This window comes from Caulobacter soli (assembly GCF_011045195.1).
Classification (GTDB): Bacteria; Pseudomonadota; Alphaproteobacteria; order Caulobacterales; family Caulobacteraceae; genus Caulobacter; species Caulobacter soli.
In genome coordinates this window covers 523,200-538,614 of record NZ_CP049199.1, presented here as the reverse complement: position 1 = coordinate 538,614, position 15,415 = coordinate 523,200, and the positions used below count along the sequence as shown (strand labels likewise).

Sequence of the window (15,415 nt, the reverse complement as noted above, 5' to 3'; positions counted from 1 at the left end):
CGATCCTAGGTCTGCCCATTGGCCTATCACTCCCCCCTCCGTCGGCTTCGCCGACACCTCCCCCACGGGGGGAGGACCTTCGACACGCGGCTTCGCGACCTGACGGGACAGTCCCGAAAGGGGTGGTGAGGAGGCGCGGAGCGGCCGGGCCAAGCCCGGAGACCGTGGGTTTAGAGTTTGCGTTTCGGCGTGGACCAACCGCTCCGCGAAACCGTTTTTACCGAGGGACGGCGACTGAGGGCCTGTTTCATCCCGGTCGACATTCCCCCTCGGACGGGCAGGATCAAAGTCGCCCGGAAGGGGCCGTCAGCGACTCCGACAGATCCTGGAACAGACCGGTTTTGCTTCCCGGCCCCGTCGACCCGCGCAGATCCCGGCGAGGTTTCGGTGGGTCCCGGATCTATCCACGAACAGACCCACACCGGCCTCGCGCGTGGCCTGCGCGGCCCCGCTCGGTTCCATCTCCATCGCCGCTTCGGGTCGGTACCAAGCGCCCTCCTCCGCGACGGAGACAGGATCATTGTGCGACGGGTTTGAGCGCCGAGGGCTTGTGACGCTGATTATTTTTCAGGGCGTTGAAAGGGCTGGGGTTCTTTGCGGAGGTCGCGGGGATAGACGCGGCTGGATCACCGCAAAGCTCACCCTCCCATGGGGAGAGGGCGTCAGGGCTTCGACTTCGCCTTGGGCTTGGCCGGCTCCGGCGGCGCTTCGGGCAGGGGCTCGGGCGCGCCGGCCAGGGTCAGGTCGAACACCGAGCCGCCGGGGCCGGTCTCGACCAGCGCCAGGTCGCCACCGTGGCCTTGGGCCAGCTCGCGGGCGATGGCCAGGCCCAGGCCGGTGCCGCCGCGCCGCACCGAGCCCACGAACGGCTGGAAGAGGTTGTTGCGGGCCTTTTCCGGCACGCCGGGGCCGTCGTCGGACAGGCGCAGGATGCTCAGGCCCTCGGCCCGGCGCAGCTCGACGAACACCCGGCCCTTGCCGCCGCGATCGGGCGCGCCCTCGATGGCCTCGCGGGCGTTGCGCAGCAGGTTGGTGAGGATGCGGTGCAGCTGGTCCGGATCGGCGACCACCTGCTCGCGACCGTCGATCACGGTCTCCAGGGCCACGCCCGAGGGCTGCAGGCCGGAGTCCTCGGCGGCCATGTCCAGGGCGGCGCGCAGCGGGGTGGTGCGCAGCACCGGCGCCGGCTCCTTGGACTTGCCATAGGCCATGACGTCGCTGGCCAGGGTGATGGCGCGGTCCAGGGCCCGTTCCAGGCGCGGCAGGGCCTGCGCCACCTTGGGATCGCCCAGGGCGGCCAGGCGATCCGACGCCATCTGCGCGCTGGTCAGCATGTTGCGCAGGTCGTGATTGATCTTGGCCACCGCCTCGCCCAGGGCGGCCAGGCGCGCCTTGGCCTGGAGGGCGGTGATCAGGTCGGTCTGCATCATGTCCAGCTCGCGCTCGGCGCGGCCCACCTCGTCGCGGCGACGGGAGACCACCACTCGTGCGGCGGGGTCCTCGGGATCGGCGCGGAACCGCTCCATGGCCTGGGTGATGCGCTGCATGGGCCGCACCAGCAGGAAGTTCAGCGACAGATAGATCAGACCGCCGGCCAGGCCCGCCACGAAGATCGTCACCCCCGCCAGCCGCCCCAGATAGCCGACCAGCAACGCCTTCAGCTGGGCGTCGGGCAGCACGATCTCGACGAACTCGGCCTCCTGGCGGAAGCGCGGCTCGGCCATCACCCGCACCATGCTGCCCGGGGCGCTCTTGAGGGTGAAAAACGGAGCGGCCAGCCACGAACCGGGGTTCTGGCGGCGCAGGTCGACCAGGTAAGGCGTCTTGATCTTCAGGCCGCGCGGTTCGGACGGCAGGACCAGCCGCCGGGCGCCGTCGACCTCCAGCGCCACGATCACGACGCCGGCCTGGTCGAGCAGCTGCTGGGAGACCTTGTCGGTGACCCGGCGCTCGGGGTCTGCGTCGGCGATGGTCGAGGCCAGTTCGGCCGAGCGCACGCGGTCCAGCAGCCACTGCTCCTCGAACGCGGCCAGGGCGGGGGGCAGGATGAAGGCGCCGGCCAGGGCCACGAACAGGGCGGTCAGCAGCAGCAGTCGCGCCGACAGGCCGCCGGGCCACGGGAAGCGACGCCCTGGCTTGGCAGTTTCCGGAACGGACGGCGTGACCGGCTCGGTCATCTGTCTGGGTTACTTCACGTCAGAGGCTTCGACAACGCGTCGGCGTCGCCAATAGCGCCACAGCGGCGGCAGGAGGGCCAGGGCGCCCATCGCCGCGATCGGCAGATAGATGCGCGGCGAGAACAGCGTGTGCAAGGTCACCGGCTCGCCGCTGGCGAAGATGTGGCCCAGGCCCGCGCCGATGCCGGCATAGACGAACGAGCTGGGCACCATGCCCAGGAACGAGGCCAGCAGATAGGTCCGCACCGGGATGTTCATCAGGCCCGAGGCGACATTGACCAGCAGCAGGGGGAAGGCCGGGATCAGGCGCAGGGTCAGCAGATAGGAGAAGGCGTCGGCCTTGAAGCCCTCCTCGATCCGCGTCAGCAGGGCGCCGGGCTTCTGGCGCAGGAAGTCGCCGAAGGCGGTGCGGCAGACCAGATAGACCACGGTCGAGCCGCCGGTCGCGCCGGTCACCGCCACCGCGCCGCCGCCGATCGGTCCGAACAGGAAGCCGCCGGTCAGAGACAGGATCAGGGCGCCCGGCAGCGAGACCGAGACCGTGGCCACATAGATGGCGACATAGATCACCGCCGCCTTCAGCGGATTGGCCGCGGCGTAGGCCTGCAGCGCCTTGCCGTGGGCCTGCAGGGTCGCCAGGTCGAGCTTGCCGGCCAAGCCGCTGGCCAGGGCGACGACCAGCAGGATCAGCAGCGCGCCCAGCGGTCCGAACCGTCGCAGCCAGGCCAGGGTGGTGTCAGGCGTCATCCCGCGCCGACCGCGTCGGTCACCGAGGCGAAACCCTCCGCGCGAAGTCTCGCGGCCAGGTCGGCCTTGATCCGCTGGACCAGGCCGGGGCCGCCATAGACCAGGGCCGAATAGAGCTGCACGGCGCAGGCGCCGGCCTTGATCTTGGCCAGGGCGTCGGCCCCGCTGGCGATCCCGCCGGCGCCGATCAGGACCAGATGGCTGTGGTTGGCCGCGTGGAAGCGGGCCAGCATGGCGGTGGAGGCGGTCAGCAGCGGCTTGCCCGACAGGCCGCCGCTCTCGCCCTTGTGGGACGAGGCCAGGCTGTCGGGGCGGGCGATGGTGGTGTTGCTGACGATGATCCCGTTCAGGCCGTTGGCCGTGACCGTCTCGACGATGGCCTCGACCTCGCCGTCCTCCAGGTCGGGGGCGACCTTCAGGAAGATCGGATAGTCGACCGTGCCGGCCGCCTTCAGCAGGCCCCGCGCCTCGGCGATCTTGCCCAGCAGGTCCTCCAACGCCGCCTTGGTCTGCAGCGCGCGCAGGCCCGGGGTGTTGGGCGAGGAGATGTTGACGGTGAAATAGTCCGACAGGCCCCACAGCCGGGTCAGGCCGGTGACATAGTCGGCGACCCGGTCGGTCGCGTCCTTGTTGGCCCCGATATTGGCCCCGACCACGACACTCCCGTTCTTGGCGGCCCGCTTGGCGTTGAGGGCCGACAGGCGCGCGGCGAACGGCTCCAGGCCCTCGTTGTTGAAGCCCATGCGGTTGATCACCGCCTGGTCCTGGGTCAGCCGGAACAGGCGCGGGCGCGGATTGCCGGCCTGGGCCAGAGGCGTGACCGTGCCGCATTCCACGAAGCCGAAGCCGGCCCTCGACATGGCGGCGGGGACCTCGGCGTTCTTGTCGAAGCCGGCGGCCAGACCCACGCAGTTGGACAGCGGCAGGTGGGCGATCGTGCAGGCCAGGATCGGGTCGTCGACGTCGGACTGGCGCGGGCCCAGGCCCATCTTCAGTCCCTTGATCGCCCAGCCATGCGCGTCCTCGGGGTCCAGCGCATGCAGGGCGCGGGCGGCGATGTCGTGCAGGCTCATGCGGGCAGCTCGCCCAGGATCGGCACGCCGTCGGCGTCCAGCGTCAGCGCCCGCTCGGCGATCACTTCGCCGACCCGCAGGTCACGGAACAGGTGCGGGAACAGGGCTCCGCCGCGCGAGGCTTCCCACTTCAGGGTCTCGCCCAGGTCGTCGGCCTCGACGGTCAGCAGCACCAGGCCTGCCTGGCCCTTGAAATAGAGCTCGGCCGTCCGCTGGGCGGTGTCATGGCCTGAGAAGTGGATGAACCCGTCGGCCAGGTCGACCGCCGAGCCCTTGAAAGCGCCCGCGGCGCGGGCGGCGTCCCACTCGGTCTTCGGAAGGATCTTGTAGATCTTGCTCATTCGCCGCCGTGTCCGCCGTTTTCCGAAGCATAGAACAGGTGGCTCAAGGTCGGGGCTCCATCCGGGTCGATCGAAAACACCGCCGCGGTGGAGGTGGGAAACTTGCCGCGCAGCTGGGCCAGCCTGGCCGGGTCCAGCGGACCGCCCAGGGCCATACGCAGGGCCAGCTCGTGCAGACCGGGATTGTGGCCGACCACCATCACCGTGCCGCTGTCGGGGGCCTCGTCGCGAATCGCCGCCAGCACGTCCTGGGCCTCGGCGTGGTAGAGATCGCGGCGGGTTTCGACGCGGGCCTTGGGGAAGGCTGGGGCGGCCGCCTCCCAGGTCTCGCGGGTGCGACGGGCCGAGGAAACCAGCGCCAGGTCCGGCGAAAGGCCTGCCTTGGCCAGGACCTGACCCATCAGGGTCGCGTCGTTCTGGCCGCGCGGCGCCAGGGCGCGCTCGAAATCGCCGCCCGAAGCGGCGTGCTGCTCGGCCTTGCCGTGGCGCATGAGGATCAGTCGGTCCATGATCCTCCATAGCCTTCACCGGGGCGCTCAGGAAGCACGCGGTTGACACAGAAGGCGCCAAGCGGTCCAAGGCGGGCATGGCTGAACTCGACTTCGCCGGAGCTGTGCTGTCGGAAGGCGGAACCTGGCGGTTCCCGCCGCATCAACCGCTGCGGCTCGATTCCGGCGCCCAGCTGGAAAATCTGGAGATCGCCTACCGCACCTGGGGCGAACTGAACACGGACGGCACGAACGCCATCCTGATCTGCCACGCCCTGACCGGCGACCAGCACGTGGCCGGAACCCACCCCGTCAGCGGCAAGCCCGGCTGGTGGACGCGACTGGTGGGTCCGGGCAAGCCGATCGATCCGGCCAAGCACTTCATCATCTGCTCGAACGTGGTCGGCGGCTGCATGGGCTCGACCGGCCCCGCCTCGATCAACCCGGCCACCGGCCAGGTCTACGGCCTGACCTTCCCGGTGATCACCATCGCCGACATGGTGCGCGGCCAGGCCATGCTGGTCGAGGCCTTGGGCGTGGACACCCTGCTGGCCGTGGTCGGCGGCTCGATGGGCGGCATGCAGGTCCAGCAATGGGCGGCCGACTATCCGGACAAGCTGTTCAGCGCGGTGATCGTGGCCTCGGCCTCGCGCCACTCGGCCCAGAACATCGCCTTCCACGAGGTGGGCCGCCAGGCGATCATGGCCGACCCCGACTGGAAGGCCGGCGCCTATGCGCAAGGGCCGTCACGTCCGGAAAAGGGCCTGGCCGTCGCGCGGATGGCCGCCCACATCACCTATCTGTCCGAGCCGGCCCTGCAACGGAAGTTCGGTCGCGAGCTGCAGCGCGACGGCCTGTCGTGGGGCTTCGACGCCGACTTCCAGGTGGAGAGCTATCTGCGCCACCAGGGGGCCAGCTTCGTCGACCGCTTCGACGCCAACTCCTATCTCTACATCACCCGGGCCATGGACTATTTCGACCTGGCCGCTAGCCATGGCGGGGTGCTGGCCAACGCCTTCGCCGGCGCACGCGACGTGCGCTTCTGCGTGCTCAGCTTCACCAGCGACTGGCTCTATCCGACGGCCGAGAACCGCCACATCGTGCGCGCCCTGACCGCCGCCGGCTGCCGCGCGGCCTTCGTCGAGATCGAGAGCGACAAGGGCCACGACGCCTTCCTGCTGGACGAACCGGTGATGGACGCGGCGCTGTCGGGGTTCCTCGGTTCGGTGGAACGGGAGCGGGGGCTCTAGATGATCCGCGAAGACTTCAAGGAGATCCTGCGGCTGGTCCGCCCGGGATCCCGCGTGCTGGACGTCGGCTGTGGCGAGGGCGTGCTGCTGGACCTGCTGACCCAGGAAAAGCAGGTCGACGGCCGGGGACTGGAGATCAGCGCCGCGGGCGTGGCCGCCTGCATGTCGCGCGGCCTGTCGGTGGTGCAGGGCGACGCCGACCAGGACCTGGACCACTTCCCTGACCGCACCTTCGACTACGCGGTGCTGTCCCAGACCCTGCAGGCCACGCGCCGGCCGCGCCACGTGCTGGACGAGCTGCTGCGGATCGCCGACCGGGCCGTGGTGTCGTTCCCCAACTTCGGCCACTGGCGGGTGCGCTGGTCGCTGCTGCATCGGGGGCGGATGCCCGAGACCGAGGCCCTGCCCCTGCCCTGGTGGTCGACGCCCAACATCCACCTGTGCACCCTGGCCGACTTCCTGGCCCTGACCGAGGACCTGGACGTGCGCATCGACGCCTGCGCCGCCTTCGCCGGCAACGGCCCGGCCCGGCAGATCGACCCGACCCGGACCATCGAGAACTGGCGGGCCGAAACCTGTCTGTTCATGCTCAGCCGCAATCCCGTTCCAGCCGCCCTGGCGGAACCTCCAGCGACTTCAGGCGATCTCTTCGACGGATGAAACTTCGCCTCATGACCTACAATGTCCACCGTTGCGTGGGCACGGACCGCAAGCTCGACGTCGAGCGCGTCGCCGAGGTCATCGCTGCGGAAAAACCCGACGTGGTGGCGCTTCAGGAACTGGACGTTCGCCGGGCCCGCACCAAGGGCGTGGACCAGGCCCATCGCCTGGCCGAACTGCTGAAGATGAAGTCGCACTTCCACCCGGCCATGGCCGTGGAGGAGGAGCTCTACGGCGACGCCATCCTGACCTGCCTGCCGGAGACGAAGGTCAAGGCCGACGGCCTGCCGCTGTATCCGCGCATCCCCGGCCTGGAGCCGCGCGGCGCGATCTGGATCACCGTCGACGTCCAGGGCACGCCCGTCCAGATCATCAACACGCACCTGGGCCTGGTGCCCCAGGAGCAGAAGCGCCAGGCCGCCGCCCTGCTGGGCGAGCAGTGGATGGCGCATGAGGACTGGAAAGCCCCGGGCATCCTGCTGGGCGACTTCAACGCCACGCCCTATTCGGCGACCTATCGGCTGCTGAAGGCCGCCCTGCGCGACGCCCAGACGCAGAGCGCGTCGTGGACCCGCACGCCCACCGCGACCTTCCCTTCGAACTTCCCGTTCATGCGCATCGACCACGTCTTCCTGACCAAGGGCCTGGAGACGGTTCACGTGCGCTCGCCCTACGGGTCGCTGGCGCGGGCGGCTTCCGATCACCTGCCGTTGGTGATCGATCTGGAAGTCAGCAGCGTCTGACGCCCCGCCTTTAAACCCGCTCATCCCGGCGTTCGCCCGGGACGAGCGGAGAGAGATCAGTCCTGCAGGTGATCCGGCAGAGCTGGCGTCCGACAATCGTCCATCAGGCGGTGCAGCTCGCGCTTGAGGCGCTTGCGGCGGCCCCAGGGGCGCCAGGCGTCGGTCGGCGAGATGGCGTCGCCCAGGCTCCAGTCGGCGATGAACTGCTGCACGCCGGTCAGCGCCTTGATCGGCACCGGCGTCAGGCGGCGTGGCTGGCCGCCCCTGCGGTCCAGTTCGTTGATCGTCGCGGCCAGGCTTCCCAGGCGGTCGTAGGTCTCGAGCACGTGCTCGGTCTCGTGGTCGATGAAGTGACCGATCAGCCGGCCCAGGAAGGCGCGCACGGCCGCCCGGCTGGTGTCGTCGACGCCCTCGAAGGCGATGTCGCACTCGGTGTCCAGCCCGATCGAGCGGTTGTTCAGATTGGCCGAGCCCAGCCGCAGCATGCGGTCGTCCATGATCGCCACCTTGGAGTGGACGATGATCGCCGCCCCCTTGGGCGTGCGGGCGCTGAAGGCCGAGAAGCGGCCGTGGACGTCGATCTCGCGCAGGCGGTTGATCGCCGAGGTGCGGGCGCTGTCCATGGTCATCTGGTCGAAATAGCTGGGGCTGTGGGCCGGTCCCACCGTCACCACTTCGGGCCCGTCCGGCTCGGCCAGGCGGTCGGCCAGGGCTTCGACGATGATCGGCGAGGTCAGGTACTGGTTCTCCAGATAGACCAGCCGCCTGGCCGAGCGGATGCTGGCCAGGTGCATCAGCATCGTCTCATTGACCTCGGGCTGGTCCTTCCAGGCCGGCTCGGTCCGGCAGATGGCCAGGGGAACGTTGCGCAGGTCGGGGATCAGATAGTCGGGCCAGGGCGCCTCGTCAGGCTTCTCCGAGCGCTCCAGCACCTCGCCCTGCGACTTCTCCCAGCGGGCGATGAACAGGTCGCCCAGGGCCTCGGCGGCCTTGCCATCGACCAGGGCGGCGACTTCGTGCCGCGCCGGATAGTGATGGCCGGTGGGCAGGCGTCGACGCGGGTCGTTGTCCAGATGCTGGGTGGTGTCCCAGCGGTCGACGCCGATGTCGCCGCCGCTGACCAGGGCGACCGAGCCGTCGACCACCACCACCTTCTGGTGATGGCAGGCGCTGGCCGGCAGGGTGTTGTCCAGGTGGTACTTGACCCGCGAGCCGGTGAAGAACACCTGGCCGCGATGCGGGCCGAACAGCTGCGAGGCGGCGATCGGGAACGGCATGTCCCAGACCAGGATGCGCACGTCGAGCCCGGGATTCAGCGCCGCCTGCCGACGTAGCAGCAGGCCGATGCGATCCACATGCTGGGGGTCGCGGCTCTTGCGCACGCGGTCGGGGTCCAGCCGGGTCAGGGGGTCGAACACCCAGGCCAGGATCCAGATCGACTTCTTGGCCGACAGCAGGATGTCCTTGAGCGCGTCGAACGCCTCGTCGTTGTCGATGAACAGCGCCAGCCGGTCGGCCTGCTCCACGCGCCAGCAGGTCGCCCCGGGCCTGAGGAGGGAAGCGGAGGTCAGCGAAGATGCGTCGTCGGCCATGTCGCCCCTTGTGCCACGGAAATTCGTCAACGCACGGACCCATGTTATGGCTGCGCTTGGATTGATTTCTCGCGCATGTTTGTTGGACGGCCATGACAGCCCAGCCCCCCGCCCACCACGTCCTGGCCGACCGCAAGCGCCTGTGGGCGTTCTGGCTGGGCTGTCTGGTGGTCACGGCGGGCGTGGTCCTGCACGTGCCGATGTACCTGATGGGCGCCGACATCGGCTACCAGCTGGCCGGCATGAAGATGGATCTGGGCATGACCATCGGCATGCTGATCATCCCTCCCGGCTGCGTCCTGGCCGGCTGGGGCCTGCTGCCCCGGCGCGGCGTCGACCACCACCTGGAACACACGATCGAGGTCACGCCGCCGGAGGACGCCCCGCTGACCCTGGCCCACTGGGGCTTGATGCTGGTGCTGGTCATGGCCCTGATCATCGACATCATGAAACCGGCCAGCCTGGGTTTCGTGGTGCCCGGCATGATCAAGGAATATGGAGTGACCAAGGCCGTGGCCGCCTGGCTGCCTTTCGCGGCCCTGACCGGCACGGTGACCGGTTCGATCATCTGGGGCGCCCTGGCCGACCTGTTCGGGCGGCGGGCCTCGATCCTGCTGTCGGCTGTGATGTTCGTCGGCACCTCGATCTGCGGCGCCATGCCCGATTTCTGGTGGAACGTCGGCATGTGCTTCATGATGGGCGCGGCGGCGGGCGGCCTGTTGCCCGTGGTCTACGCCCTGCTGGCCGAAACCATGCCGTCCAAGCATCGCGGCTGGGCCCTGGTGCTGGTCGGCGGCCTGGGCGCGGTGGGCGGCTACCTGGCCTCGTCCAGCTCGTCGGCCTGGCTGCAGCCCGAGTTCGGCTGGCGGATCATGTGGTTCCTGAACCTGCCCACGGGCCTGATCCTGATCGCCCTGTCAGGCTTCATTCCGGAATCGGCCAAGTTCCTGGTGACCATCGGCCGGACCGACGCGGCCCATGCGGTGATGAAGCGGTTCGGTTCGATCGTGCGCGAGAAGGCCGACACGCCTGAAGACCACCACCACGTGCTGACCGCTCCGCCGGTCGAGCGCCGCTTCGCCGGCCTGACGGCGGCGCTCAGCGTCGCGGCCGTGGCCTGGGGCCTGGTCAATTTCGGCCTGCTGCTGTGGCTGCCGGCCGAACTGGTGGCCGAGGGCCACAGCGTCGGCGTCTCCAGCCAGCTGCTGGCCAAGTCGGCCCTGATCGCCTTCCCGACCGTCTTCGTCTGCGCGTTCCTGTACAGCCGCTGGAGCACCAAGTGGTCGCTGGCGGCGACGATTGGGGTCAGCGCCCTGGGCGTCGCCGGCGTCCTGACGCTTGGGCCCGGCGTCAGCCCCGTGCTGCCGGTGGCGCTGATGATCATCGGCACGAACGGCCTGCTGGCCATCCTGCTGCCCTACACCGCCGAGAGCTTTCCCCTGCGCATTCGCGGCCGGGCCACCGGCTGGGTGGCGGCGTGCAGCAAGTCCGGCGGGCTGATCGCCCAGTTGCTGGGCATATTGGCGGCCGTGCCCCCGTTGAAGATCGCGGCCCTGATGATCATCGCACCGTTGGCCTTGGCCCTGGCGCTGGTCGCGTGGTTCGGAACCGAGACGCGCGGACGTGACCTGCGGGAGCTGGAAGGCTAGCGTCCGCCCTCAAAACGAGGAGCCGTAAGCATGACCGAGCCTAGCACCGACCAGACCGCCGCCGGTTCCTGCCTATGCGGCGGCGTGACCTTCGAGATCACCGGCCCGTTCGAAAGCTTCTTTTTCTGCCACTGCTCGCGCTGCCGCAAGGACACCGGATCGGCCCACGCGGCCAACCTGTTCTCGACACGTGCGACGATCCGCTGGCTGTCGGGCGAGGATCTGGTCAGAACCTACCGACTGCCGGAGACACGGCATGAGAGAAGCTTCTGCGGGACCTGTGGCTCGGCCCTGCCGCGATCGCAGATGGACGGCGCCCTGCTGGTCACGCCGGCGGGAAGCCTGGACAGCCAGCTGGATGCACGACCGACCGCGCACATCTGCTGCGCCAGCCGGGCGGACTGGGAGGCGAGGATCGGGGACGCGCCCCGGTTCGACGGGCTGCCGGGCTGAAGAGCCGCCTCAGCCCGCGATCGCGGCGGCGTCGCGTTCGCCGGTGCGGATGCGCAGGGCCTGTTCCAGGTCCATGACGAACACCTTGCCGTCGCCGATCTTGCCGGTGTTGGCGGTGCGCTGCAGGGCCTCGACCACTGGCTCGACCACGTCGTTGGCCACGGCGATCTCCAGCTTGACCTTGGGCAGCAGCTTCACCTCGTACTCGGCGCCGCGATAGACCTCGGTCTTGCCCTTCTGTCGGCCGTAGCCGCGCACCTCGGTGACCGTCAGGCCCGAGGCGCCCGCCTCGGTGACCGCCTCAAGCACGGCGTCCAGACGGCTGGGCTTGATAACGGCGACGATCATCTTCATGGCGCGGCTCCCGCTGACACGGCTTGTTTCACGACTTGAGGCTAGGCCCGGGAATCGATGGCTCCAAGGGCTTTGCGGCATTTAGATTACCCGGCGCCTTTCGAACAGGCGCCGGACCTCCCGGCGAAGGGGCCAACACGCCCGGCGCGAACACCCTGGCCCGCGCACGGCTACCGCGCGGTTTGACCGCGAAGGTCTGTTTGACGGCCTCCATCAGGATCAGGCCGGCGAAGCGCGGCCACAGACGCGCCCCGACCTGCTCGAACCCCTCGGCCCAGCGCGCGGCCACCGGCATCGGCGGCGCGTAGAGAGCGCGGGTCCAGCCGGCCGGTTCCAGGTCCGCCTCGCGCAGCAGGGCTTCCAGCTGGTGGCGGCTGAACGGTCGGCCATGGCCGAAGGGCGTGCTTTCGGCCCCGGCCCACAGGCCGTCGCGCGAGGCCACCGCGACGATCAGCCGGCCCGAGGGCGCCATGACCCGCCAGATCTCGCGCAGGACGGCGGCCGGATCGTCGGCCTCCTCCAGGGCGTGGACGGCCAGGATGCGGTCGAACATGGCGTTGGCGAACGGCAGGGCGGTCTCTTCGACCAGGGTCGCGGCGTTGGACCCGCCGCTGGGCCAGACCTCGACGCCCTGGGCGGCCGGCATAGCGGCCACCACCCGGCGCGCCTGGGGACGGGCTCTTTCGAGGAACGGCGTGGCGTAGCCCAGGCCCAGCACGTCCAGCCCGCGCGCGTCGCCCCAGGCCTCCTCGACCTTGCGCCCCAGCATCTCGCGGGCCGAGCGTCCGAGCGGACTGGCGTAGAAGGCTCTGAGATCGAGCACGTCGCGGCGCATTGAGTCTCCCGAACGATGGCATCATCTATGTAGGCGGGCGGACACCTCGCGTCACGTCCAACACCCTGCCGGAGTCGAGAACATGTCGCTGACCGTCCACCAGTTTCCCTGCCTGTCGGACAATTACGGCTTTCTCGTGCGCGACGACGCCACCGGAACGACGGCCAGCATCGACACCCCGGACGCCGACGCCATCCTGGCCGAACTGGGCAAGCTGGGCTGGAAACTGGACCTGATCCTCAACACCCACTGGCATCCGGACCACGCCGGCGGCAACGCGGCGGTCCAGGCGGCGACCGGCGCGACCATCGTCGGCCCGCAGGAAGTGACCCGCATCGCCCCGCTCGATCGCCCGGTCGTCGAGGGCGACACGGTGATGCTGGGGCAGACCCCCCTGGCGGTGATCGACACCGGCGGCCACACCCTGGGCCACATCGCCTATCACGACGCGACGGACCACATCGCCTTCGTCGGCGACACCCTGTTCGCCCTGGGCTGCGGCCGCCTGTTCGAGGGCACGGCCGAGCAGATGTGGGGGTCGCTGTCCAAGCTGACCGCCCTGCCCGACGACACCACCGTCTATTGCGCCCACGAATACACCGCCTCGAACGCCCGCTTCGCATTGTCCGTGGACGACGCATCCGCGCTCAAGGATCGGGCGGACGCGGTGTTCGCCGCCCGCGAACGGGGCGAGCCGACCGTGCCGACCACGATCGGGCTGGAAAAAGCCACCAATCCCTTCTTGCGCGCGCCTTTGCTGCGGCCTCATCTGGCGCCGGCCGAGGCGTTCGGCGAGATTCGAGCCGCCAAGGACAGCTTCAAGGGGTGAACATGGCGTCGGCGATCTCGAGCGAACTGAGCGGCAACGAGGTCATTCGCCTCCTGGACCTGCAGCCGCATCCGGAAGGCGGCTGGTACAACCGGACCTTCGAGGACACGCCGGCCGACGAGGGCCGTCCCGCTTCGACCGCGATCTACTACCTGCTGCAGGCGGGCGAGCAGTCGGCCTGGCACAGGATCGACGCGGTGGAGGTCTGGCACTACTACGCCGGCGCGCCGATCTCGATCACCCTGTCGCCGCCCGACGGCCAGGGCGCGACGACCCACGTCCTGGGCCCCGACCTGCGGAGCGGCGCCCGCCCGCAGGTCATCGTACCGGTCGGCTGGTGGCAGAGCGCCGTCAGCCTGGGTCCCTGGACCCTGGTCGGCTGCACCGTGGCCCCCGGCTTCCACTTCGACGGCTTCGAGCTGGCTCCCAAGGATTGGCGGCCCCACTCCCAGGCCCTGCGGCGCTCCTAGCGATCACTTGCAGGCGCAGATCAGCGGATAGTTGGTCGTGTCGGCGATGGTGGTCATGCCGTAATAGTCGACCAGCACCGACTCCGCCGTGCAGAACGCGCCCTCCACCCAGGCCTGGTCGTTGGAATAGGCCTCGCCGATGATGAACAGGTTGGCGGGTTGAGCGCAGTCGACCAGGCCCGTGGGCTGGCGGATCTTCTGCATCACGTCGCAGATGTCGTAATGCGCCGCCCAGGCGTGATAGCCGGCGCCGAACGGGTTGAACGAGAAGTCGTTATAGACCGCCGAGACCGGGTACGGGATCTTCCAGGCGTCGTCGGGGCTGCCGTAGTGCACCTTGGCCAGCTCCAGCAGCACCATGCGGATCATGGTGTCATTGGCCCGCGCCGGCGCATGCAGGACCTGATAGTCCTCCTCCAGCGGGATGGTGCGGCGCTCGTCGACGTGCAGCTCCAGCTCCTGCCAGAACTGCACGTATTGCATGTCGTCGTACGAGGCGAGCACGCCGTAGACGGGGTTCGGATTGCCGTCGCTGTTGTTGCCGAAATAGTAGACCTGGCGCAGCGGCAGGTCGGTGATGGTCGGGCCGAAGGTGTTGGGCAGCTTGTCGCTGGTCAGGTCCGGCGGATAGGGGCAGGTCTCCCACCAGGGGCTGTCGAAGAACAGCATCACCCGCATCGACGGCTGGCGGATCACCCCGTCCATGTAGAGCTGCACGGGCCGCTGGTTCATGATGTCCAGCGTGCCGTCCGGCAGGTCGGCGTAGCGGGTGGCCTCGGCCACCAGGTCCAGCGAGGCCGGCGGCATGGCCAGGAAGGCGTTGGGCGTGGTCAGGGTCGGCCCACCCTTGAACGGGTCGGCGGCCGTGGCCAGGCGGTAGTTTACGACGCCGTCCTCGAGCCAGACCGAATGCAGCCGGGTGTTGGCCTGCAGGCTGAACCCGACGCCGGCGTTCCGCGCCGCCGTCCGGGTCTGCTGGAACAGCTGGACGAAGACCTGGGAATAGCCGCCCTGCACGGTCTTGAACTGGCCGCCGGGCGCGAACTCGCTGTTGTAGACGGCGGCGTTGGCGGCGTTCCAGTTGATGACGTTGGAGGTGTAGCCGCCCGCGTCCGAGGCGTATTCGTAGCCCTCGTTGCCGGCCTGGTCGTAGAAGATGTTCCAGTAGCCGATGTTGCCGGCGGTCGAGCCCGGCCGATAGACGAACGAATTGAAGGTCGGCGGCAGGGTCCCGTCGCCGTAGAACTGGCACTGGGCCGTGCGGGTCGAGGGCGCCGGAACGCCGGTGATCAGGTCGGAGATGTTGGCGAACAGTTGCGCGGCCGGCGCGGCGTTGTTGCCCGGCGTGTTGTAGGGCGCGTGCTGGGTGGCCAGGTTGTTCTGATAGATGTGCTCGCCGCGCAGATAGAGCAGCGGGTTGGTGGTGGTGTTGAACGGCACCACCGATCCGCCCAGGCCCAGCTTGTTGATCGTCAGGGTGACCAGCTGGTGGCCCTGGGTTCCGTCCCACTCGATGAACCGCATGCCCCCGGCCTCGACATAGGACTGGGTCGGGTCGTCGTCGCAGAAGTGGGTCACGATCCGCCCGGCCGGCAAGCGCGTGCCCGAGCCGGGACCGTCGAAGGCGTAGTCGCCCCACTCGATCAGCTCGACGGTGTCGCCCGCCACGGCCTTGCCGCCGGTGACCAGTCGCCAGGCGGTATAGAGACCCGCCGGGCCCGCGCCGAAGATCGTGTAGGTCGTTCCCATGACGC

The 15,415-nt window shown here is 69.2% G+C and carries 16 protein-coding genes; 7 read left to right on the top strand and 9 right to left on the bottom strand.

Going from position 1 to position 15,415, the window contains the following annotated elements:
- Positions 1 to 662: 662 nt before the first annotated feature.
- Genes G3M62_RS02550 through G3M62_RS02530 form a run of 5 tightly spaced genes read right to left on the bottom strand, consistent with a single transcriptional unit; the run spans position 663 to position 4,847 of the window.
- Positions 663 to 2,177, bottom strand: coding sequence for a sensor histidine kinase (locus tag G3M62_RS02550; RefSeq protein WP_165184476.1), 1,515 nt, complete (start codon positions 2,175 to 2,177; stop codon positions 663 to 665).
- A 9-nt stretch (positions 2,178 to 2,186) separates the two neighbouring features.
- Positions 2,187 to 2,924 carry a TVP38/TMEM64 family protein gene (locus G3M62_RS02545; RefSeq protein WP_165184474.1) on the bottom strand — a complete coding sequence of 246 codons (738 nt, stop codon included), beginning with the start codon at positions 2,922 to 2,924 and terminating at the stop codon, positions 2,187 to 2,189.
- Entirely contained in the window at positions 2,921 to 3,997 is a 1,077-nt protein-coding gene (locus G3M62_RS02540) for a quinone-dependent dihydroorotate dehydrogenase (protein ID WP_165184473.1), read from the bottom strand. The genes G3M62_RS02545 and G3M62_RS02540 overlap by 4 nt, the downstream gene beginning before the upstream one ends.
- Entirely contained in the window at positions 3,994 to 4,338 is a 345-nt protein-coding gene (locus tag G3M62_RS02535) for a DUF952 domain-containing protein (RefSeq protein ID WP_165184471.1), read from the bottom strand. Before G3M62_RS02535 ends, G3M62_RS02540 begins: the two co-directional genes overlap by 4 nt.
- Positions 4,335 to 4,847 carry a SixA phosphatase family protein gene (locus tag G3M62_RS02530; RefSeq protein WP_165184469.1) on the bottom strand — a complete coding sequence of 171 codons (513 nt, stop codon included), beginning with the start codon at positions 4,845 to 4,847 and terminating at the stop codon, positions 4,335 to 4,337. Before G3M62_RS02530 ends, G3M62_RS02535 begins: the two co-directional genes overlap by 4 nt.
- A 77-nt stretch (positions 4,848 to 4,924) precedes the next feature.
- On the opposite strand from G3M62_RS02530, the gene metX reads away from it, so the two are divergent.
- Genes metX through G3M62_RS02515 form a run of 3 tightly spaced genes read left to right on the top strand, consistent with a single transcriptional unit; the run spans position 4,925 to position 7,479 of the window.
- Positions 4,925 to 6,076 carry a homoserine O-acetyltransferase MetX gene (gene metX, locus G3M62_RS02525; RefSeq protein ID WP_165184467.1) on the top strand — a complete coding sequence of 384 codons (1,152 nt, stop codon included), beginning with the start codon at positions 4,925 to 4,927 and terminating at the stop codon, positions 6,074 to 6,076.
- Positions 6,077 to 6,736, top strand: a complete 660-nt coding sequence (gene metW / locus G3M62_RS02520; protein ID WP_165184465.1) for a methionine biosynthesis protein MetW — start codon at positions 6,077 to 6,079, stop codon at positions 6,734 to 6,736. It abuts the gene before it with no gap.
- Positions 6,733 to 7,479, top strand: a complete 747-nt coding sequence (locus G3M62_RS02515) for an endonuclease/exonuclease/phosphatase family protein (RefSeq protein ID WP_165184464.1) — start codon at positions 6,733 to 6,735, stop codon at positions 7,477 to 7,479. The genes metW and G3M62_RS02515 overlap by 4 nt, the downstream gene beginning before the upstream one ends.
- 56 nt (positions 7,480 to 7,535) lie before the next feature.
- Here the strand turns inward: G3M62_RS02515 and G3M62_RS02510 are convergent, their stop codons facing one another.
- Entirely contained in the window at positions 7,536 to 9,071 is a 1,536-nt protein-coding gene (locus G3M62_RS02510; protein ID WP_165184462.1) for a phospholipase D-like domain-containing protein, read from the bottom strand.
- Positions 9,072 to 9,163: 92 nt separating this feature from the next.
- On the opposite strand from G3M62_RS02510, the gene G3M62_RS02505 reads away from it, so the two are divergent.
- Together G3M62_RS02505 and G3M62_RS02500 are read left to right on the top strand one after the other, a co-directional pair.
- Complete coding sequence (locus G3M62_RS02505) at positions 9,164 to 10,720, top strand: MFS transporter (protein ID WP_165184460.1); 1,557 nt, start codon at positions 9,164 to 9,166, stop codon at positions 10,718 to 10,720.
- A 30-nt stretch (positions 10,721 to 10,750) separates the two neighbouring features.
- Positions 10,751 to 11,173, top strand: a complete 423-nt coding sequence (locus G3M62_RS02500) for a GFA family protein (RefSeq protein WP_165184459.1) — start codon at positions 10,751 to 10,753, stop codon at positions 11,171 to 11,173.
- 9 nt (positions 11,174 to 11,182) lie between these two features.
- On the opposite strand, the gene G3M62_RS02495 is transcribed toward G3M62_RS02500, so the two are convergent.
- Positions 11,183 to 11,527, bottom strand: a complete 345-nt coding sequence (locus tag G3M62_RS02495; protein WP_012284474.1) for a P-II family nitrogen regulator — start codon at positions 11,525 to 11,527, stop codon at positions 11,183 to 11,185.
- Between the two features lie 28 nt (positions 11,528 to 11,555).
- A complete protein-coding gene (locus tag G3M62_RS02490) occupies positions 11,556 to 12,362 on the bottom strand; it encodes a class I SAM-dependent methyltransferase (protein WP_165184457.1) in 807 nt (268 codons plus the stop codon).
- Positions 12,363 to 12,444: 82 nt separating this feature from the next.
- Between G3M62_RS02490 and gloB the strand changes: the two genes are divergently transcribed.
- Together gloB and G3M62_RS02480 are read left to right on the top strand one after the other, a co-directional pair.
- Positions 12,445 to 13,191 (top strand): hydroxyacylglutathione hydrolase, encoded by a 747-nt coding sequence (gloB, locus tag G3M62_RS02485; RefSeq protein WP_165184455.1) that lies wholly within the window; start codon positions 12,445 to 12,447, stop codon positions 13,189 to 13,191.
- Positions 13,192 to 13,193: 2 nt separating this feature from the next.
- The gene (locus G3M62_RS02480) at positions 13,194 to 13,661 is read left to right on the top strand and encodes a cupin domain-containing protein (RefSeq protein WP_165184454.1); all 468 of its coding nucleotides are present in this window, start codon (positions 13,194 to 13,196) and stop codon (positions 13,659 to 13,661) included.
- Positions 13,662 to 13,664: 3 nt separating this feature from the next.
- Here the strand turns inward: G3M62_RS02480 and G3M62_RS02475 are convergent, their stop codons facing one another.
- The gene (locus G3M62_RS02475) at positions 13,665 to 15,410 is read right to left on the bottom strand and encodes a flavin monoamine oxidase family protein (RefSeq protein ID WP_165184452.1); all 1,746 of its coding nucleotides are present in this window, start codon (positions 15,408 to 15,410) and stop codon (positions 13,665 to 13,667) included.
- Between the last annotated feature and the right edge of the window lie 5 nt (positions 15,411 to 15,415).

What these genes read in the sequence shown, in the direction of transcription:
- G3M62_RS02540 (WP_165184473.1), bottom strand. Translation starts at nt 3,997, where the DNA reads ATGAGCCTGCACGACATCGCCGCCCGCGCCCTGCATGCGCTGGACCCC.
- G3M62_RS02480 (WP_165184454.1), top strand. Translation starts at nt 13,194, where the DNA reads ATGGCGTCGGCGATCTCGAGCGAACTGAGCGGCAACGAGGTCATTCGC.
- G3M62_RS02550 (WP_165184476.1), bottom strand. Translation starts at nt 2,177, where the DNA reads ATGACCGAGCCGGTCACGCCGTCCGTTCCGGAAACTGCCAAGCCAGGG.
- metW (WP_165184465.1), top strand. Translation starts at nt 6,077, where the DNA reads ATGATCCGCGAAGACTTCAAGGAGATCCTGCGGCTGGTCCGCCCGGGA.
- G3M62_RS02505 (WP_165184460.1), top strand. Translation starts at nt 9,164, where the DNA reads ATGACAGCCCAGCCCCCCGCCCACCACGTCCTGGCCGACCGCAAGCGC.
- G3M62_RS02495 (WP_012284474.1), bottom strand. Translation starts at nt 11,527, where the DNA reads ATGAAGATGATCGTCGCCGTTATCAAGCCCAGCCGTCTGGACGCCGTG.
- metX (WP_165184467.1), top strand. Translation starts at nt 4,925, where the DNA reads ATGGCTGAACTCGACTTCGCCGGAGCTGTGCTGTCGGAAGGCGGAACC.
- G3M62_RS02500 (WP_165184459.1), top strand. Translation starts at nt 10,751, where the DNA reads ATGACCGAGCCTAGCACCGACCAGACCGCCGCCGGTTCCTGCCTATGC.
- gloB (WP_165184455.1), top strand. Translation starts at nt 12,445, where the DNA reads ATGTCGCTGACCGTCCACCAGTTTCCCTGCCTGTCGGACAATTACGGC.
- G3M62_RS02490 (WP_165184457.1), bottom strand. Translation starts at nt 12,362, where the DNA reads ATGCGCCGCGACGTGCTCGATCTCAGAGCCTTCTACGCCAGTCCGCTC.
- G3M62_RS02510 (WP_165184462.1), bottom strand. Translation starts at nt 9,071, where the DNA reads ATGGCCGACGACGCATCTTCGCTGACCTCCGCTTCCCTCCTCAGGCCC.
- G3M62_RS02530 (WP_165184469.1), bottom strand. Translation starts at nt 4,847, where the DNA reads ATGGACCGACTGATCCTCATGCGCCACGGCAAGGCCGAGCAGCACGCC.
- G3M62_RS02535 (WP_165184471.1), bottom strand. Translation starts at nt 4,338, where the DNA reads ATGAGCAAGATCTACAAGATCCTTCCGAAGACCGAGTGGGACGCCGCC.
- G3M62_RS02545 (WP_165184474.1), bottom strand. Translation starts at nt 2,924, where the DNA reads ATGACGCCTGACACCACCCTGGCCTGGCTGCGACGGTTCGGACCGCTG.
- G3M62_RS02515 (WP_165184464.1), top strand. Translation starts at nt 6,733, where the DNA reads ATGAAACTTCGCCTCATGACCTACAATGTCCACCGTTGCGTGGGCACG.
- G3M62_RS02475 (WP_165184452.1), bottom strand. Translation starts at nt 15,410, where the DNA reads ATGGGAACGACCTACACGATCTTCGGCGCGGGCCCGGCGGGTCTCTAT.